The sequence below is a fragment of the Alteromonas sp. ABV2_168 genome, assembly GCF_056161165.1.
Window position 1 is genome coordinate 507,878 of record NZ_JBSWYQ010000002.1, and the last position, 18,695, is coordinate 526,572.

General features: G+C 50.2%; 20 protein-coding genes. 6 read left to right on the forward strand and 14 right to left on the reverse strand.

Features of this window, described 5'->3' with window-relative positions:
- Nucleotides 1-17: 17 nt before the first annotated feature.
- Both ACXAH4_RS05100 and ACXAH4_RS05105 read right to left on the reverse strand, forming a co-directional pair.
- The gene (locus tag ACXAH4_RS05100) at nucleotides 18-959 is read right to left on the reverse strand and encodes a PDR/VanB family oxidoreductase (RefSeq protein WP_474881029.1); all 942 of its coding nucleotides are present in this window, start codon (nucleotides 957-959) and stop codon (nucleotides 18-20) included.
- The gene (locus tag ACXAH4_RS05105; protein WP_474881031.1) at nucleotides 956-2,017 is read right to left on the reverse strand and encodes an aromatic ring-hydroxylating dioxygenase subunit alpha; all 1,062 of its coding nucleotides are present in this window, start codon (nucleotides 2,015-2,017) and stop codon (nucleotides 956-958) included. Before ACXAH4_RS05105 ends, ACXAH4_RS05100 begins: the two co-directional genes overlap by 4 nt.
- Nucleotides 2,018-2,254: 237 nt before the next feature.
- Here ACXAH4_RS05105 and ACXAH4_RS05110 point away from each other — a divergent pair, with 237 nt between their 5' ends.
- The gene (locus ACXAH4_RS05110) at nucleotides 2,255-2,965 is read left to right on the forward strand and encodes a GntR family transcriptional regulator (RefSeq protein ID WP_474844071.1); all 711 of its coding nucleotides are present in this window, start codon (nucleotides 2,255-2,257) and stop codon (nucleotides 2,963-2,965) included.
- On the opposite strand, the gene ACXAH4_RS05115 is transcribed toward ACXAH4_RS05110, so the two are convergent.
- From ACXAH4_RS05115 to ACXAH4_RS05130, 4 genes are read right to left on the reverse strand one after another with little or no spacing between them, the layout of a single operon-like run.
- Nucleotides 2,948-3,328 (reverse strand): cupin domain-containing protein, encoded by a 381-nt coding sequence (locus ACXAH4_RS05115; protein ID WP_474881033.1) that lies wholly within the window; start codon nucleotides 3,326-3,328, stop codon nucleotides 2,948-2,950. The two genes, ACXAH4_RS05110 and ACXAH4_RS05115, sit on opposite strands and share 18 nt — an antisense overlap.
- A complete protein-coding gene (locus ACXAH4_RS05120; RefSeq protein ID WP_474844073.1) occupies nucleotides 3,328-4,161 on the reverse strand; it encodes a phytanoyl-CoA dioxygenase family protein in 834 nt (277 codons plus the stop codon). The genes ACXAH4_RS05115 and ACXAH4_RS05120 overlap by 1 nt, the downstream gene beginning before the upstream one ends.
- 3 nt (nucleotides 4,162-4,164) lie before the next feature.
- Nucleotides 4,165-5,580 carry an MFS transporter gene (locus tag ACXAH4_RS05125; RefSeq protein ID WP_474844074.1) on the reverse strand — a complete coding sequence of 472 codons (1,416 nt, stop codon included), beginning with the start codon at nucleotides 5,578-5,580 and terminating at the stop codon, nucleotides 4,165-4,167.
- A gap of 2 nt (nucleotides 5,581-5,582) precedes the next feature.
- Nucleotides 5,583-6,119, reverse strand: coding sequence for a cupin domain-containing protein (locus ACXAH4_RS05130; RefSeq protein ID WP_474844075.1), 537 nt, complete (start codon nucleotides 6,117-6,119; stop codon nucleotides 5,583-5,585).
- A gap of 86 nt (nucleotides 6,120-6,205) precedes the next feature.
- Here ACXAH4_RS05130 and ACXAH4_RS05135 point away from each other — a divergent pair, with 86 nt between their 5' ends.
- Nucleotides 6,206-7,147, forward strand: coding sequence for a LysR family transcriptional regulator (locus ACXAH4_RS05135; protein WP_474844076.1), 942 nt, complete (start codon nucleotides 6,206-6,208; stop codon nucleotides 7,145-7,147).
- Between the two features lie 30 nt (nucleotides 7,148-7,177).
- On the opposite strand, the gene ACXAH4_RS05140 is transcribed toward ACXAH4_RS05135, so the two are convergent.
- The 3 genes from ACXAH4_RS05140 to ACXAH4_RS05150 all read right to left on the reverse strand — a co-directional run bounded on the left by ACXAH4_RS05140 (nucleotide 7,178) and on the right by ACXAH4_RS05150 (nucleotide 10,352).
- Nucleotides 7,178-7,999, reverse strand: coding sequence for an aldo/keto reductase (locus ACXAH4_RS05140; protein ID WP_474849385.1), 822 nt, complete (start codon nucleotides 7,997-7,999; stop codon nucleotides 7,178-7,180).
- Between the two features lie 16 nt (nucleotides 8,000-8,015).
- A complete protein-coding gene (locus tag ACXAH4_RS05145; protein ID WP_474844078.1) occupies nucleotides 8,016-9,608 on the reverse strand; it encodes an FAD-binding oxidoreductase in 1,593 nt (530 codons plus the stop codon).
- Nucleotides 9,609-9,677: 69 nt separating this feature from the next.
- Nucleotides 9,678-10,352, reverse strand: a complete 675-nt coding sequence (locus tag ACXAH4_RS05150) for a hypothetical protein (protein WP_474844079.1) — start codon at nucleotides 10,350-10,352, stop codon at nucleotides 9,678-9,680.
- Between the two features lie 208 nt (nucleotides 10,353-10,560).
- Between ACXAH4_RS05150 and ACXAH4_RS05155 the strand changes: the two genes are divergently transcribed.
- The 3 genes from ACXAH4_RS05155 to ACXAH4_RS05165 are packed head-to-tail and all read left to right on the forward strand — an operon-like array spanning nucleotide 10,561 to nucleotide 13,020.
- Nucleotides 10,561-11,199 (forward strand): glutathione S-transferase family protein, encoded by a 639-nt coding sequence (locus tag ACXAH4_RS05155; RefSeq protein ID WP_474844080.1) that lies wholly within the window; start codon nucleotides 10,561-10,563, stop codon nucleotides 11,197-11,199.
- 34 nt (nucleotides 11,200-11,233) lie between these two features.
- Nucleotides 11,234-12,262 carry an NADP-dependent oxidoreductase gene (locus ACXAH4_RS05160; protein ID WP_474881035.1) on the forward strand — a complete coding sequence of 343 codons (1,029 nt, stop codon included), beginning with the start codon at nucleotides 11,234-11,236 and terminating at the stop codon, nucleotides 12,260-12,262.
- Nucleotides 12,263-12,270: 8 nt separating this feature from the next.
- Entirely contained in the window at nucleotides 12,271-13,020 is a 750-nt protein-coding gene (locus ACXAH4_RS05165) for a maleate cis-trans isomerase family protein (RefSeq protein ID WP_474844081.1), read from the forward strand.
- A 67-nt stretch (nucleotides 13,021-13,087) separates the two neighbouring features.
- Here ACXAH4_RS05165 and ACXAH4_RS05170 read toward each other — a convergent pair whose 3' ends face one another.
- From ACXAH4_RS05170 to ACXAH4_RS05185, 4 genes are read right to left on the reverse strand one after another with little or no spacing between them, the layout of a single operon-like run.
- On the reverse strand, nucleotides 13,088-14,065 hold the full coding sequence (locus ACXAH4_RS05170; RefSeq protein ID WP_474881036.1) for an NmrA family NAD(P)-binding protein: 978 nt from the start codon (nucleotides 14,063-14,065) through the stop codon (nucleotides 13,088-13,090).
- A complete protein-coding gene (locus ACXAH4_RS05175) occupies nucleotides 13,980-14,558 on the reverse strand; it encodes an NADPH-dependent FMN reductase (RefSeq protein ID WP_474881038.1) in 579 nt (192 codons plus the stop codon). The genes ACXAH4_RS05170 and ACXAH4_RS05175 overlap by 86 nt, the downstream gene beginning before the upstream one ends.
- Before the next feature lie 37 nt (nucleotides 14,559-14,595).
- Nucleotides 14,596-15,666, reverse strand: coding sequence for an LLM class flavin-dependent oxidoreductase (locus ACXAH4_RS05180; RefSeq protein WP_474844084.1), 1,071 nt, complete (start codon nucleotides 15,664-15,666; stop codon nucleotides 14,596-14,598).
- A gap of 2 nt (nucleotides 15,667-15,668) precedes the next feature.
- Nucleotides 15,669-16,688 carry a carbon-nitrogen hydrolase family protein gene (locus ACXAH4_RS05185; RefSeq protein ID WP_474849395.1) on the reverse strand — a complete coding sequence of 340 codons (1,020 nt, stop codon included), beginning with the start codon at nucleotides 16,686-16,688 and terminating at the stop codon, nucleotides 15,669-15,671.
- Nucleotides 16,689-16,829: 141 nt separating this feature from the next.
- Here ACXAH4_RS05185 and ACXAH4_RS05190 point away from each other — a divergent pair, with 141 nt between their 5' ends.
- The gene (locus ACXAH4_RS05190) at nucleotides 16,830-17,723 is read left to right on the forward strand and encodes a LysR family transcriptional regulator (protein WP_474844086.1); all 894 of its coding nucleotides are present in this window, start codon (nucleotides 16,830-16,832) and stop codon (nucleotides 17,721-17,723) included.
- On the opposite strand, the gene ACXAH4_RS05195 is transcribed toward ACXAH4_RS05190, so the two are convergent.
- Nucleotides 17,714-18,694, reverse strand: coding sequence for an alpha/beta fold hydrolase (locus ACXAH4_RS05195; protein WP_474881039.1), 981 nt, complete (start codon nucleotides 18,692-18,694; stop codon nucleotides 17,714-17,716). The two genes, ACXAH4_RS05190 and ACXAH4_RS05195, sit on opposite strands and share 10 nt — an antisense overlap.
- Nucleotide 18,695: the final 1 nt, after the last annotated feature.

Genomic DNA, 18,695 nt, shown 5'->3' on the forward strand with positions numbered 1-18,695 from the left:
TTGAGTTTTTCAGCATTCTACAGATCCAGCACTAAGCGTCCGCTTCTGGCCCGCGAACAGCAAGGGGTGATCAGTTTCATCTGTTGTTTTTCTTCGTCGGTGAGAAAGACATCGCGGTGATCGGCTTCGCCATCCAGCAAGCCGGTGACACAGGTGCCGCACACCCCTTCTTCACACGAAACCGGCACAAACACGTCATTTTCTTCCAGTACCGAGAGGATTGTGCTGTCTTTATTTACGGTGAAGATGTCACCACTGGATTTGAGTTCAATCTCAAATGCTTTATCTGATGAGGTATCTGTTTCTGCTGCGGTGAAAAACTCGCGGTGCAGTTGTGAAGGCGATAACCCGGCGTTCTTTGCCGCATTAAGCACATCTTGTATGAACGCGCCCGGCCCGCACACATACACCTTTGCTTTATCAGGAACACCGTAAAAACAACTGTTCAGATCAACCCGCTTACCGGCGAATGCAGCTTTACTGATAACGTGTACACAGGATGCCGGCCCGAGCCGGTCTGCATACACGGCTCGTTTGTCGTCAGCAACTGCATAGAAAACACGGAACGGCCGCTCTGCTTTCTGACAGACTTCAGCCATGGTCACAATGGGCGTAATACCAATACCCGCAGCAAACAGGTAGCAGGGCGCTTCGCTGTTATCGAGAGCAAAGTGATTGCGGGGTTCACTGATGATCAGCGTATCGCCTTTCTGCACAGTTTCGTGCACGCTCACAGAGCCGCCACGACTTTGTTTGTCTTTTAAAACGGCGATGGTGTAATGATTATCTTGCGGCTGACCGCACAGGGAATACTGACGGGTGAAATCACCCGGCAACTGCACATCAATGTGTGCACCGGCTTGCCACTCAGGCAACCGGAGGCCATTTTCAGCCACCAGCTTTAACTCACATACCGAATCATTGAGTAATATTTTAGAGACGACTGTCGCTTTAATCATGCCACCTGCTCCGCAACAGAAGACTCCGATTCAAGCTTGATAGCTTTTGTGATGATGCGTCTTGCTTGCACACCGCCAGCATCGATATCCAGTTTCAGTAGATGACGTTCAGGATAGCGGCTGAGGTTCCGTTGCTGCCGTTCCAGCATTTCCTGATCTTCGGCAAAAATTTTACCCTGCCCCTCGCGAATCTTATCGGTCAGCGCAGGATCCTGCGGTTTGAATTTTCTGGCCATACCCCAGAAATACAGAATAGAAGTGTCGGTCGCCGGCGTGATGAAATCCACCACAATACTGCTGGCTTTCACCTCATCGGGTGCGTGATACCCGCCTTTACCGGCCAGAGCTACGCCCACTTCAATCATCACGTGACTGGGTAAGTCGAAACGGCAAATTTGCCAGCGATCTACCGGCGCATTCTTATCCAGCCCGTTCATCTCCATTGCAGCCTGCCAGAATGGCGGAGGCATAATATTTTCCATAAACCGGCTGGTCACCACCTGCTTACCTTCCATAGTGGTTTTTACCGGTGTTTCATCAATTTCCTTTTGTCCGATACTGGTGGCATGTACGTAAGTTTCGTGCGTTAAATCCATGAGATTGTCTATCATCAGCCGGTAATCACAGGCGATTTCATACAGCCCGCCGCCGTACGCCCACTCAGGACTTTCTGCCCACTCGAGATGAGGAATGTCAGACACACAGGCTTTTTCTTTGTCGCCGGGCCATATCCAGATATAGCCATACTTTTCCTCAACAGGAATAGCGCGAATGCAGGGAAAACGTTCCGTTCTCTGATTGGGCATAGAGTGGGTTTTACCGGTTTTGTCCATTTGCAAACCGTGATAACCGCATACCAGCTTGCCATCTTCCACATAACCCAGCGACAAGGGAGCTCCCCGGTGAGGGCAGAAATCTTCAACGGCCTGAATTGCCCCTGTTTCATCACGATAAAAAGCAATATCGATATTGCATACGGTTCTGCCAAGTGGCGCAGTGGCATTGACCTCGTCAGCCGCTGCCGCCACATACCAGGTATTTTTCATAAACGTCGTCATAGGAACACCCTGAAATTGGATCCAATGTTAAAGCAAAGTAACGGTATTAACTCTACACTAACTTTGATATTGGATCCAATAGATCATTATTCGGACTAAAGAATAGCGATAATCCGGTTTCACAAACAAGAATGGATCCAAAGAATGAAATGCGCGTTGTCTCACGGAGTACATGATGTTTTTCGCGGGGGCGTGTATGCTTGTGTCAGTTTGTACAGCATAAACAACAGGTTCATTGTGGTTACAGGTAAACACGCTGTTATCAGTATTCTGAGAAACAAAATCCTTTCCGGTGATTTTGCTCCGGGTGAGCGACTGGCGGAAATCCCCACCGCAGAAGCGCTGGGTGTATCACGCACCCCGGTACGTATTGCATTCAGACAGTTAGCGCAGGAAGGACTGCTTACCAAACTCCCGCGACGTGGTTATCAGGTTCGTCATCTTAATCAGGAAGATATAAACGGCTCTGTGGAAGTGCGTGGCGTGCTGGAAGGACTGGCCGCGCGGCTGGCGGCAGAGAAAGGCCTTAGCGAAGCGCATCAGGCACAGTTAGCAGAATGCCTGCATGAGGGCGATGAGATTTTTGCTGACGGCGAACTCACCGATGATGATGTTCAGCGTTATGTAGAGATGAACAACACCTTCCACTCGGTGATCCTTGAAGCCAGCTGCAATCCTGCCATTGCGGCGGCATTACAGCCCAACGAGTTTTTACCCATGGCCTCGGTCAGCGCCATGGTATTTGATCCGAAAGACAGCGCCAGGGAATACCGGCGCCTGCTTTACGCACACCAGCAGCACTATGCCATTGTTGATGCGTTGCTAAACCGTCAGGGAGCGCGTGCCGAAGCCTTAATGAAAGAACACGCCCATGCTGCACTGGTGCGGTTTGATGCTGTGCGGGACTCTTCATCCGTGAAAGTGTACCGGTTAGCCGGGCAAAAGTGAGCAAAGAGGGGCCGGCAGAGAATTGATGCCGACGCCGGCAACAGTACATGGCACCTGAGAAACAACCCGGGAGCGATGTCCTTTCCCCGTTGTGTCGTTAGCGAATAGCATATCGCCCGGTTTCATCAGGAATGTAGCGCCGGACTCAACTTCCACTTCCCATTCACCGGTTAATACAATCGACAATAACGGCGATGTCACGGTATGCCAGTCACCAAAATCTCCCCGGGTTCCGGTGATCACACACCAGCTCTCTGCTGCATCATGATAGAACGGAGAGTGGGGAAAGACGTGCGGCAACGATGATTCCATCGCTGCCGAAAGTCCGTTCTCGTCACAGTAAACGGTAATAATCCGTGCCATCAGGCAGCATGGCCCTTCGCGGAGGGCTTTTCCCAGATAACGGGAAAGTACTCGCCTTCCGGTGCTTTCCCTTCCGGTAAGTCGGTGACATCCGGAATAGGCGCTTTATAGGGCGTGTTCCACCAGGTCACATCACTGCCAAATACGCGTACAGCTAGCCCGCTTCTGGGCAACGTTTCTGAAAAGTTACCTTTCGAGAAGTGTGGTGTCATAGGATGAAAAATCACCGCATCACCCGGCTGCATGTCAAAGCCCACGAACTCAAAAGGGAAATCAGGATTGTTCCGTTCTTCTTCAAAATTGGGGCACAAACCTGCCCCCTGATCCGGAGCAAAGCCATAGTGAATATCGTTTTCAATACAATGTTTATGATAGCCGGCAAGGAACTCTACCCGACCGTTTTCACTGCTGACCGGGTCAAGTGCAACCCAGATATTCGGCGCCATTTCACCTTTAACCGGCCATGCGGATTCATCGTTGTGCCAGGGCATGATTTTAGGAGACTGAGGCGGCTTGACGAACAAATGATCGTGGTAGATTCGGATGAAATCAGCACCGATGGTTTCGCCAACAATCTGACCTAACGGGGACTGCATAATAAAATCCCGCACCGGACCGGGCTTGCGCCACATGTAACACACAGAGATCATTCCTGCACTGTGAGAGGGCCCTGTCACGCCAAAATCTTCCGGCGCTTTTCGCACATCTTCAATATGTGACTTCAATAATTGGATCCATTCGCTGTCGAACATCTGACGAAGACACACCACGCCATCCCGTTGATAGACCGCTTTATCCTCTTCAGTCACCGCGTTAAGAGGTTCAGAATTCATGACTTACTCCTTTTCCATAATCGTAGTTTTGTCACGCAGTGCCGCCAGGTCATCTGCTGTCAGGCGGTAGCGGGACATAAAGAAAATACTCAGTAACTGAATGAGAGCGGGCAGGATTGCAATACAGAAATACAATGCCGTTTTGGCAGATTCAGGCTGTGCTACCGCAACGCCATCGGTAGACTCCAGATAGCCCATTATTCCCAGGAACATCCCGACAAAGGCCACGCCCAGTGCGCCGGATAATTTCTCCGTCAGAATGTACAACCCAGTGAACATGCCTGCCCTGTCTGTACCATTTTTCAACGCGTCATATTCCAGCGTATCCGGCAGCATGGACTGGCTGAGCAAAAAAGTACCACCACCGGCTATCCCAATAACAACCGCTCTCACAGCGATGGACCAGGCCGCTTCACCGGGTCCTGCCAACAGCCAACTTAGATGGGTCAGGCCGAACAACAGACAGGCCAGCATGAAACCATGTTGCTTGCCCCACCGCTTAGCTACAAATAACCAAACGGGCTGCGAACAAATCAGCGCAACCGACTGAATGCCCATGTAAAAACCAATCATTGCATCTGACACCTGCAACACGTGTTTGGTGAAAAATGCAAAAGTTGAAAGCGTTAAGGTGAGTACAAAGAAGTAGCTTAGTTTGGCACTCATCAGCCACATGAAAGGCTTATTCGCCAACGCAGATTTAAGTTGTTCAAAGAATGGCGGATAATTGGTTTGGCGAACTACTTTTCGTTCCGGCGCGATACGCAGGCACCACACGCTGGCTAAAACGGTCACTCCGGCAACCAGTCCCAAAAATAGCGATATTTTCATGTGACCGGCTTTATCTGCGCCCCAGTAAGCCAGAAGTGCCGGGGCAAGCGACAGCCCGATCATTGTGCCTACCGAAGAAAAGATAACCCGGTAAGACATCAGTTCTGTCCGCTCGTTATAGTTGGCGGTAAGACTTGCCGGCATGGTCATATATGGCACCATATACATGGTATAGGTAGTCGCATAGAGCAGCTTTCCGGCAAGCAGGTAGATAATCAGGGCGGTCATGCTTAATGACGGTGCCGCAAACAGGTAAATTATCACCAGCGCGCTCAGCAGCCCGCCTCCCAGCAACCAGGGAAGCCGCTGGCCCCAGGGCGTCCGGATACGGTCGGACAGAATTCCCATCAGTGGATCACTGAACGCATCCCAGACTTTCGCCACGGCAAAGATCGTGGCTGCGACCGAAGCCGCTACGCCCAGCGAGTCGGTCATAAAGCGCAGCAGCAATACACTGATTGCCATGTTGAGCACGGTTAACGGCAGAGAACCCAGACCCCAGCCCAGCTTTATGCGCCATGGCAAACTTTGTTTAGCAGGCGTTTCTCCGGCGGTAACCTGTGGCTGAGCCGTCTGTGTAGCTTCCATAATTACTGATCCCGCAGAAGAGAAGAAAGATAGGAGTCACCGGCAGCCGGGCAAAAAGATTTGTCCAGTTGTACGGAGATACCGAACTGCCCGTCCGGGCCTGCTCCGGATTTATGACCGCTGCCGGTGCAATCTTCGGCAAACAGAATGTCGCCCTGCACCAGTTCGAAGCGCCGGCCATCCCGCAATACAACCACCAGCGTACCAAACATGGGAATGATCAGGTTAGGCTGGTTGGCAACGTGCCAGTCCATTAGCAAATTGGGCTCCATGCCGCCTATGGTGACCCGCGCAGCATCATGTCGGATAAGGTAATGGGAGACCCGTTTTGTCGCGCTGTTCAGCGGAATTTCCCGCATGTCAGCGAGCCCGTCCTCGTTGGTGAACAAATTGAAGAAGCGGTTTGGCCACTTTTCACCGGCAGTCACCGCAGAAAGTGTATCTGCCTGTACTTTCATGGCAGGGAGCATCATTGCAGACGCCGCACCGGCTACAGCTGTGCTCAGAAAGTGTCGACGGGTGTTATTGTTTTTTTCCATTTCAGCGTCCTCGTGGCTGTTCTCTATACATTTTGATTATTTAATGGCATGGTTAATTTGTCTAACTCATAATGAGCATGCAAATAATGAACTCAATTCATAACGGAAAGTTCGATCTCAATCTGTTAGTTGTTTTCGATGCTATTTATCGTACAGGCAGTATTACCCGGGCTGCACAGTCGCTTCATCTGAGCCAGTCTGCGGTCAGCCATGCGCTTAACCGCCTGCGGGATATTGTTGAAGACCCCTTGTTTATTAAAGTCCCCAAAGGCGTTGTACCATCAGACTATGCCCACAGAATCGCGCCGTCTTTGCAATTCAGTCTGGAGTCGCTCTCGACGGTACTGGTGAACGAGAAAGACTTTGATCCTGCCAGTGCCAGCAGCACCGTAACCATCGGTGTGTCACAAATGGATCAGTTACTGTTCCTGGCACCGCTCTTCAAAAAGATGGGCTCTCAGGCTCCGGGGATGAACCTTCGTGTTCATCCGGTGTTGCCTGATTTGTTTCTGGATGCACTGGATAAAAAGCATGTGGATATGCTTTGTGTTATTCAGTCACTGTCCTCACTGGATTTACCCAACCGTATTCGTAAAACATGCTTATTTGAAGACGACCTGGTATGTGTAATGTCTGCCCGTCATCCTCTTGCCGGAAAAACATTGACCCTGGAAGGTTATGTCTCAACGCCTCATCTCATCATGGCAACCGGCCATGTTGAGAAAACCTGGATTGATGATTTACTGACAGGAAAAGGCTTAAAGCGCCGTGTCGGGCTGGTCGCCCCCCACCCGTCTGCCGTAGCCCATGTTGTGCCGCAAAGCGACCTGGTGTGCACGCTGGCGAGAAGCATTGCTTTACCCTATGTGAACCATCCTGATTTTTATGTGACCGCCGCCCCTTTCAGCTGGAATGAACCTCATGAAGGACTGCTCATGTGGCACGGGCGCAGTGATAATGACCCTGCCCAGCGGTGGGCCAGAAAGTTGATTGAAGAGGTGTGGCAGGAAAGCTATCAGCCCACCTGACAAGCTGTCAGGTGGCTGGTTCAGCAGAGATCAGACATTCACAAACGTGTCGGGATGCGGCCCCAGACGGCGATTTTCATTCAGCGCATCCATGGCTTTCATATCCTGCTTGCTTAATGAAAAGTCGTAAATATCAATATTTTCACGTATCCGCTCAGGTGTTACCGATTTAGGGATCACGCACACATTGCGCTGTAAATGCCAACGCAGCACTATCTGAGCCGGAGTTTTTCCGTATCCACGGGAAAGCGTACTGACCGTTTTTGAATTAAATACATCCGCCCCCCCCTGCGCCAGCGGGCTCCATGCCTGCACGGCAATGTTTTCCTTCTGACACCAGTCCACCAGCTCCGGCTGGGATAGCAGAGGATGTAACTCGATCTGATTCACAACCGGCGTAATACCCGTTTCCTGCTGCAATCGTTGAATATGTTCAGGTTGAAAATTACTCACCCCCACCGACTTCACCAGCCCCTGCTCCTTCGCAGCCAGCAGTCCTTTCCAGGCATCAATAAACTGCCCTTGAGACGGCGCCGGCCAGTGGATTAAATATAAATCCACATGGTCCAGTTGCAGCTTAGTCAGACTTTCTTCCAACGCCTGCTGTACCCGCATCTGGTCGGTATTCCACAATTTCGTGGTGATATAAAAAGCTTCCCTGGGCAACCCGCTGTTTTTGAGGGCATGACCCACTCCGGCCTCGTTCTCATAAATACTGGCAGTATCGATCAGGCGGTAACCGTGACCGAAAGCGCAGTCGACGGCGCTTTCCACTTCTTTATTGCTGGCCTGCCACACACCCAGTCCCACAGGAGGCAGTGTGTTGCCATCATGCAAACTATATTTCAACATACGCGTTCAGCTCTTTTCAACGGTTATCAGGTGTGAAGCCCAGTGCGCCCGGGTTGAGCAGGTTTTTCGGATCCAGATAAGACTTGATCGCCTGAATAAGTCCAAAAGACTCGGGTTTCATACCTGTCGCATAGTGATAGGACTTTCCGAGTTGAAAATGTGAGCTACCCAAATCACTGTACAAATCTACTAACTCACTTTTTACCTTATCAACATAAGCTCGAATTTCGAGATTCTCAGGATATTTTGTCAACTTAGCGAAATGCGATGGTACGACAGTTTTCTCATGTAACTCTTTTAATTCGTCCTGCCAAAAAAATACCGGTTCAAGCACAAAAGCGTTGGTCGCAATAGTTGCAAACAAATAGCCTGTAATCACCTTATACTCAGTCAATTTTTCGCGGTGACGTTCAAAAACTGCTTCAGACGCTTTCCAGGCATCAACAATCTTAGAATGTGGAAATAAACCATGAACAGGCACCCAACGCTCGCCACTAGGTCCGACAGAATTATTGAGCGGCCCAAAAGGGTTTGCTCTCAAGACTTTTGGAATTGTGCTTTCAATTTCACGACCATTGAACTTTTTTATAATCTGCCGGACTTTATCGGCTTTCAAATTGGCAGACTGCTCACTACTTTCTTCAATAATGACCTGAATAGTAAAGCCCAGATCGTCCATATAGCTCCTTCCGGCCAGCGCAATTTTTGCACCGCCAACAAGTGCCTTTTTAAAAGAACCAGCCGACTTCATAAAACCCGCCAACGCTTTTGCGTCGGTTAACAGACTTTCCCGCTTCTTGCGTTGTTCTTGTAGGGATGGGTCAAAACCAAAACACTCCATGGCAAGTCCCTGACGGGAAATCTCACTCATCGCTTCCAATGCGTCGCTACCAGAACTAAATTCCATAGACACATAGTCTTTTTCTTTTATCAACGGCATAAGGCGCAAGGTTACCGTCCCCTTCATTCCCAACGCCCCATTGTCACCGATAAAAATACCGGTTAGGTCCGGACCGAAATGGCGGAAAAATGGAGAGCCATTTTTTTGCGCGTCCGCGCCGGTTGATATGATAGTGCCATCAGCAATCACAACCTGCATACTGATGATAGAGTCACCGATAGGACCAAATTGACCTGAGCCCCAGAACATGCCATTTTGTGACGCACCGCCACCGGCCGTAGCGTGGATCCCTGACAAAGTTCCCCAAAATGGGGTTCTGAGATTGCGGGCCTCAAGCGCTTCGTGCAACGTCTTCCACGTACATCCAGCTTCAACCGTCACATACATATCCTGCTCATTGATTTCAAGCACCTTATCCATTCGACTGCCATCGATAATGACGGCACCTTCTGCAACGGGAACATAGCCAGAGGTATAAGACATGCCGCCCCCCCGGGGAATAACCACAATGCCGTTCTCAACCAGGGTCTTGATAACCTGACTCAGTTCATCAAGATTGCCGGGCTGAACAACTGCACCCGCGGGTATTGCTTTAGTATACACATCCTGAGCATAAAGCGCGCATGACGCAGGGTCAGTCAGCAGATATTGAGGGCCGGTAATATTCGTAACTGAATCAATCACAGCGGGCGAAATAACGGTATTCATAGGATAGAACTCTCCTGTTTACAGCAGTATCTTGCAATAAAAAAGCAGTACAAACGCACTGCCACTAACTCAGAATGGTTTCGTTGCACCGAGGAAGGCAACGGTAAGAATGCCAATCCAGTAAAGATACGCAAGATAACGGGACATTCTGATTTGTTGCTCCAGACGGGCTTCCAGTACCTCATCTTCTTTTTGTGCCAGTTGCCTGAAAATCACAGTCCACTCACGCATGATAAAACGCAGTTTCAGACCAATCACCAGCAGCCAGGCAAAAATAAATATTTTTGTTGGATACCACATTTGCCCTTCACCGGTGGCAAACGGGCCGTAACCCAGGAAGGTACCGATTGCACAAATCATCATGACTGGAATAAGCACAAAGCGCACACTTTCATCCATTTTGGTCAACCGGATACCCTTATCGGTTTCACGGAAGAAGAATGCCGCCCAGCATAGGCTCAGCCAGATTGCTACCGCAATCCACATTACCACCAGAGTAGTTCCGCCATAGGGTTGCACCCCCCAAATATGACCCATGTGTAAGCCCAGTGGTAATAACAAAATAATACCAGTGCGGGCAAGGATATCGATACGGTATGCGGTTTCTAAATGTCGACGCCTTTCTTCCATCGAAAGCTTACGGTTAACAATGTTGTAAGCCGTCTGAAAGACGCCCCATTCACCACCCAGCCAGTACACCATGGCAACGATGTGAATCCACCGCAATATACTCAGTTCGTACATAATTTCCCCTAAATCCAGAACAATGATGCTATGCGGCAAGTTTATGAGACAGGGGAATCTGGCTGCCTTAACAATTATCAATTCGTGATTAATTGATAAGTAATACAGTGCGTACATGCAAATAAGTAACAACAGCATTTGAATCTAACCCAATTAATGTTTATTGTCATACCTTTAATACATTAAGTGATATTCCGGAGCGTAAGTTATGTATTTAATTAGTCTGCCACACTCGCCCTATGCAGCGCGCTTACGCATGCAAATTCTGGCAAAGGGTCTGGATATTGATATCCGCAAACCGGAAAGCAGCCCTGCCGGCGATGCATTTTCCCGCCTTAATCCTTTAGCCAAAATTCCGGTACTGGTGCTTGATGACGGCCGCACCATTTCAGAATCGGCGGCGATTGCGGAATACATCGAAGACGAATTTGACGGTACACCCTGTTTACCGAAAACCCCGTTTGATAAAGCCAGCGTGCGGACCACAGTCAGCATGGCCAATACCCATATTGCACCGGCGCTGTTTGCACTTTTCAAACAAGCCGGCAAGCCCTTATCCAATGAAGACAGCGCCATCCTGTGGCAACCACTGGAGCTGTTACTTTCACGCTGGCAGAGCTGGCGTATCAGCCGTGGTGAAAGTACGACGCCCTGGCACACCGGCGATTTCGCGATGGCGACCAATGCCTGGTACATCGAAACCCTGGCACTCAAATTTAACCGCCCGTCTCCACTGATGTTTCACGCTGAATTACACAAGTGGTGGCAGGCCTGTCAGGCGTCTTCCTGCATCGCCCCCGTGTTAGAGGAAATGCAGGCAGGGTTTGCGGCTTTTACAAAAAAATAAGACCCGAATAAAACGAACAAGAGAGGAATCTGGGATGACAATCAACCGGCAAATACGCCTGAAAAAACACATAAAGCAAGGTGAAGCCGTCAGTATGGATTTATTTGAGGTGACGGAGTCTGAAGTGCCCGCACTGAAAGACGGTGAGTTTCTGGTAAAAACCGATGCTCTTGGCTTTTCACCTGCCCAGCGAGCTTATCTTATGGGTGAAGCCAGCCGTTTCCACGAGCCAATTGAAATTGGTGATGTAATGCGTGGCCGTGGTGTAGGTACGGTTATCGCTTCCAGACATGAAGATTTTAAAGAAGGGGAAGTCGTTGCCTGCTCAACCGGCTGGCAGGACTACTCTGTTCAGAGTGGCGACACTGAAGGCCTGCTGGTGAAAACACTGCAAAAGGTCACGAATCCGCAAACGCCTTTATATCTGCACCTTGGCATTCTGGGCTCTTCCGGCTTTTCAGCTTACTTCGGCTTCCTCGATATCGGTAAGCCGGTTGCCGGTGATACCGTAGTCGTCTCTGCTGCTGCCGGCGGTGTAGGCTCGATTGTGGCGCAAATCGCCAAAATTAAAGGCTGTAACGTCATTGGCATTGCCGGAGGCCCGGAAAAATGTCAGTGGCTAAAAGACGTAGTGGGTGTCGACCAGACCATTGATTATAAATCTGAAGATTTATACGAGCGTTTTGAAACCTTGTGCCCCGACGGTATCGACGTGTATTTCGATAATGTGGGCGGTGACACGCTGGATGCGGCAATGAAGAATATTGCTCTGCGCGGCCGCGCGGTTATCTGCGGACAGATTGCCACTGAATATACCGATCCACCGTTACCCGGTCCGCGCTACTACTACAACGTGATTTACAAACGCGCACGCATGGAAGGCTTTTTCGTGTGGGATTACCACGAGTCATTCGCGGGTGCAGAACAGGAACTGATCGACTGGTATCACAGCGGACAGATGAAATCCACGGAAGTAGTTTACGACGGCTTACTGTCTGCCCCCGCCGCCCTTGAGAGTCTGTTTAACGGCGCCGATTGCGGCATCCGCGTTGTACAATTATAGGAGCTGACATGGAAAGAGATATATTAGGTTACCGCGCCCGCTTTGGCGTACTGGGTCCTTCAACCAACACAATTGTAGAACCTGAATTTTCAGAAATGCGTCCGGCAGGCGTAACGAATCACTACAGCCGCATTGTGATTAAAAATGCCAGTGCCATTTCTAATGAAACCTTTATGCAGGGAACACTGGAAATCGACCGTAAAACCTACGAAGCAGTAGAAGGTGTGCTCACCATGGGCCCTGACTACCTGGTGATGGGTATGTCTGCGGTTACCTTTTACGGTGGTGCTGAAGGCGCACAGAAGTGGAAAGACAATATCCAGTCTAAATCCGGTCTGAAAATTTCTCTGGGTTCTGAAGCTGTTGCCGCAGCTTTGAAAGCTCACGGCAACATTAAAAAAATCGCCTTCCTGTCACCATACTATCCGGTGGCGAATGCCGAAGTGGCAAACTACCTCAGCGACCACGGCTATGAAACAGTGCGGGATAAACCTCTTCAATGCCCTAGCTGGCACGATATTGCCCGGGTAACGCCCTCAACGGTTCGCGAAACCGTTAACGCGCTGAACGGAGATGACGTTGACGCCATCGTGCAGGTAGGTACGAACCTGTGTATGGCCAGACAGGCTGAACGTCTGGAGATGGAGCTGAACAAGCCAGTTATCGCTATTAACACTGCCACATACTGGCATGCTCTGCGTGCCAACGGTATTGAAGATAAAATTTCCGGCTTTGGCCGTTTGCTGTCTGAGTTTTAAATAAAAACGCAGGTGGGTTGTAAGCTCACCTGCCTTATCTAAACACGTTGCCCGCCAAAAATATCGGCTACTCCGGTGTAAATGCCTGTCTGAAGTCACTGATAAAATCTCTTGCGCCTCTTGCAGGACGACCAAGCAAATCTGAAACAACAGACGTGGTATATCCGTGTTGCGCGTTAGCCAGAAAATTAATTTCCTCACAAACCGCATTCACCCGCCATTTGTCTTCAACAACCTTATCCAGCCTGGCCCTGAAGTCTTCCAATGGTGTGCTTGTATAGGTTATCTCTCTACCGAGCTCTTTACTGAGAATTGCGGCGACAGTTTCAAAAGAAACCAGCTCCGGCCCTGTAATATCGTAACTTTTCCCGCTGTGTCCCGATGTGGTCAGCACATGAGCAGCTACCTCCGCAACATCTCTTGCATCTGTCATTGCGACAACGCCGTTTGACATGGGGAATGCGAGCTTATCAGCTTTTACGATGCCCTCTGCACAGAGAAATAGCATCTGAGAGAAAAAGGTTGGCCTGAGCATCACCCAGTTAAGCCTCGAACGCTTTAAATACTGCTCACTTTCAACATGCAGTTTCGGGATAGGTTTATCTGAATCCGGCAGTGCTTCCAGCGAGGATTGCTTCACCACCAGACTGACGCCTTTCTCCAGCGCCATATTGATAATTAATTTTTCCAGAAAAAGCTGATGTTCGCTGTTGCCCAGCAACATATACACTTTATCCACCCGCTCAAACGCCTGACTGAGAATATGGTAATTATCGATTTCTCCCTCAACAACATCCACACCCTGCAACCGCAGCTCTCTGACCTTTTTGGCGTTACGCACCATGATCCTCAATTTTTCGCCTTTTTTAAGGAGCTGCGAAATCAATGCTCTTCCTGTTCTGCCTGTCGATCCAAATACCAGTATCATTTTTCCCGTGCCTCTGATTATTGTTATTTTATTAGCTGGCTGCTGCCAGTTGGTTTCGTGCAGTGAAATCAGCAACCTGACTGCCCACCAGCGCCAGTTGAGCGGCAATATCAGCATCGGTGACCTGCGTGCCGTCGAACAGCCCGCTGCTGACTTTAATACCGGCACCGAAAGGCGTCGGCCAGCCGCGCAAGGCATGCACTATCGAACGCATGGTGGTTAATGTCGGCCCGATGGCTTGCCAGCCGTAGGCATTGACGATCAGCCCGACCGGTACACCGTCCAGATACACTCTGCTGTCTTTTGCCGTCTCCTCGACATAGTCGAGGGCATTTTTCATTAACCCTGACACGGAGCCGTGATAGCAGGGTGTCGCCAGGATCAAGCCATCTGCCTGCCTGATTTTCGCGACAAATTCTGCGGCCTCTGTTGATTGCTCTACAACGCCATAAGCATAGTGAGGCAGTGCCGCCAGCGTATTGCTGCCGATAAGCTCTACATCAGCGCCTCTTTCTTTCGCTGAAGCCAGGGCAACAGCGAGTGCTTTTTCAGTTGATGAGTTTTCAGAGGTCGTGCCTCCGATCCCCACAATTTTCATTGGTCTGGTCATGTTGTTCTCTGTTTGCAGTGTGAATATGAAGGCAAGTTCAGCGCGCATCTTCGGCGCTGACTTTTTGTTTAATCATGGGTATCAAATCCCGTCCGAACAGTCTGACGTCCTGAATGGTGTCAAAGCCGTTGATCAGAAACCGGTCTACGCCGGCGCGGTAATATTCAAGCAGAGCATCAGAGACTTCTTCAGCCGTCCCCACCAGCGCCATTGCCTGTAAGCGCCCTTCAGTGGCCTTTGCAACGCCGGTCCACAAACAGGTGTCCAAACATTCCCCCTGCGAGGCCAGTGCCATTAAATGGCTGGCTGCGAGATCATCCTTTCCCTTATCCCGCCCAATCTTTGTGCCGTCCTGCTGAATTTGCGTCACCCGCTCCAGAACATTTTCTGCCTTCTTCCAGGCTTCTTCTGTGGTGTCGCCGACAATGATCCGCACTGACATTGAGCTCCCCGGGTTACGGCCAAACTCAGCCGCTCTGGCTTTAAACTTTGCGATTAAGGCGCGGGTTTGTTCAAGTGTACCTGGGCCAATGGCATACACATCTGCGCATTCCGCACCCAGCTTTACAGCAAGGTCTGAGGCACCGCCCCAGAAGACAGGCAGAACGGCTTGTACCGGTTTGATTTTGGAAAACGCCTGATTGAAGCGGTACCAGTCACCTTTGAAATCTGCCGGCGAGTGACTTCCCCATATCATTCGTAATACATCGATGTATTCCCGGCTGCGATAGTAGCGCTCTTCTTTACTGGTAAAATCGCCGTCGCATTCCAGTTCTTTGTCGCTGGCGCCGGTAATGATGTGTACCCCCGCTCTGCCACCGGAAAGCTGGTCCAGCGTGGCGAACATGCGGGCAGCCATAGTAGGTGCGATGAATCCCGGACGGTGTGCTACCATGAACTTCAGTTTGCTGGTGACCGCAGCGATATGACTGGCGATGGCAAAGCCGTCCGGCCAGGTAGCTGTCTGACCGATTAACACGCGGTCAAATCCGGCCTCTTCGTGGGCAATGGCGTAATCAACAGCAAATTGTGTATCAAAAACTGTGTCCACCGGACGCAGCTCCGAAGAATCGGCGTAAAAGTGCAATCCTACGATTTCACAAGGCATGATCAGTTCTCCCTCACTAATGGGTGTTTATCTTCTGCTGACAGAAACCGCTGCCAGGCATCCTGTTCAACCTTCAGCAGTGCACAAGCGTCTGCAGCAGGCGCCTGTGCGAACACATCCGAAGGCCACAGTGGATACTGCTGAACCGGGCTGTGTATAGCGGGTTGAAGTTGCGCAAGAAAATTGGTGGCTGGTTTTTTTCGCGCCTCTCGCAACGCGGTAATGTCTATTTCAGCGATGACCAGGTCTTCATCGCCGGCGGCTTTAACAGCGATACTCTTACCGTTGTAATCAAAACAGGCAGATGCTGCCGCTAACTCCCCCTGCACATTCGCCATGGCGAAATACAGTTGATTCTCGAATGCTCTTACGCCTCTTACACTGGCAGCGCCCTCCCGCTGCATATAATCCACACCGGTCAGGGAAGCCACAGAATTAACAATGAGTTCAGCGCCGTTTAAGGCAAGACTGCGGACAGCTTCCGGCCAGTGAGGCTCAGCGCCTATCAGCATGCCGATGTTTCCGAGTTCACAGGCGTATACAGGAAAGAAACCGCTTTCCCCGAATACCCGCGTGTATTGAGTGAATACATCATTCGGACTGGTGCGCAGGGAAATGGCGTAATTTTTCCGGTACACCATGCCAACTTCACCGGAAGGTGTAAGTAATGCGGACGATAAAAAGTATCTGTCGGGAATATCTGGGTGGGTTTCAGCAGCCTGGATAACAACATAAGTGCCGGTGGCAGCAGCCACCTCAGCAAATGCCTCTGTTTCGGGACCGGGCATAGTGACTGATGCCTTCAGCCAGCCCTCATAGTCCATTTGCTGATAGCCGGTAAAGGTGAATTCAGGAAACACGACCACCTTAGCGTTGTAGCACTCTGCCGCATGCTTTATCCGTGCGCAGCACAGCGCGATATTAGCTTGCAGTGTCTTGTTGCATAGCGTGCCATCTGCATTGAAAGCAGGCCTGACAGGCGCATTACACATTGCGATGTTGTACCGCTCAATAGCTGGCATAACGGGTTCCCTGATCTGTTCCGGATTAAGCTACCTTAGAGACAGGGGTATAATATTTCTATATGAAAATACGCATTGATTATAGAGTTATTCTATAGCAGGATAAGTCATACACTTATATCAAATGCAGCGAGCAAGAATATGGATATCCGCCAGTTACGCAGATTTGTCACCGTGGCCGACTTAGGGAGTTTTAATAAGGCATCTGAAGCGCTGGCTATATCGCAACCGTCTTTGTCACGCAGTATCCAGATGCTCGAAGATGCGCTGGATATAAAGCTGTTTGAAAGAAGTTCCAGAGGAATATATCTGACTGCCCAGGGAGAAGAACTGCTGCCCCATGCAAGGATCATCATGACTGAGCGGGACCGGGCACTGGCAACCATCAATTCTTTGCGTAACAGGCGCGAAGAAAAACTCACCCTCGGGACAGAAAGCATGTTCACGGTAAACCGCCTGCCCGTGGCTATTTCAATGCTGGCAATCAGCGATCCGAATGTTCAGGTGATTGTCAAAGAAGGTAGTTTTCATGAACTGCTGGAACGGGTACGGGAAGGACGATTGCAAATGGCGCTGGGTTCTAAAGCACCGGACCTGGATATGAACGGACTCACCTTTGAAGAGTTGTCTGTAGAAGGCGCCAGCATTCTGCTCAGGGCTAATCATCCGCTGTTGAAAAACGGCAAGCCTTCCCTGAAAAATTTAACCAGAGCACGGTGGATAGTGCCGGATAACCCTGTGATGTATAAACGCTGGGAACAACTTTTTAATATGCACAACCTTCCCCGCCCGCAAATCGGCCTGCGCACCTCGTCCTTTCTGCTGATGAAAGGCTGCCTGCTGAACTGCGACCTGGTTTCAATGGGCAATCACAGAGAATATGCCGATGAAATCAATGCGGGAGAGCTCATCAAAATTGATTTCGGCGAGACCGCTTACATGCGTCCCGTCGGCCTGTTCTGGCGCGCTGAGGCACTGCTCTCCCGTAGTGAAAAAACCTTTATTGCGGCACTGAAGAAAATCAGTCAGTCCTGACCTTTTCTCTGATATACCCCGTCGAGCCATTTTTTCAGATCTTCACCGGTTTTACCGGGCAGTTCCAACATGGGGTAATGACCCACATCGTCGTAGTGGATCACATCGACTTGTGTACTCTGAAAGTCAGCCACGGCTTTTTCCACCAGATATTCCGGCAGTACGGCGTCCCTGTCGCCCCATTGCAATAAGATCGGCGCGGTAACCTGTGAAGCTTCCTCTTTCGCACCTTTCGACCACACCGCAGCCAGATTCGCTTCATAATAGGCCTTCACCAGCGCGAACTTACCCGGGATATTATTGGTTTCGTAATACCAGCGTACGGTTTCCGGTGTCAGCCTGGAAGGCTCACCATACAACCAGCCGAGGAATGCCGAAAAATAGGCTTCCGGTAAGTAACCCGGCGTCCAGTTCTGATGAATATACTGAAAGATATCCACCAGAAAAGGAGGCTCAGAGGTGGGCGGTGCAGACAATGGCAATGTAGAGAGTGCCAGTGCTTTTACCTGTTCAGGATGTTTCGCAGCATATAACACTGAAATCGTTGAACCGCTGGAACTGCCCACCAGAGTAAACTCAGAAATGTTTTGCTGCTGAACAAACTGTTCCAGCAGCGTAACCACACCGGGCATGCCCTTTGAAGGTTCAGGATCATCAGATAATCCGTAAGGTGGCCAGTCTATCCGGATGACACGGTAACCGGTTTTCAGCGCCTCCGCCCAGCCATCGTAAATACGCAGGTTAGTCATTGAACTGTGAAGCATAATGACAGCCGGCCCTTCCCCTTCATCACGAACATGCAGGGTAACATCACCTGTTTTAATAAATTCTGACGGTGCAGCGGCATGCTTTGCCTTTACCTCTTCAAGGGAGGGATTCCACCATCCGGCACGCATAGAGCCAATGATGGCCGCTGCAGAAATAAACAACACTGCCAGAACGGCTAAAAACCATTTCAGTAAATAATGCATT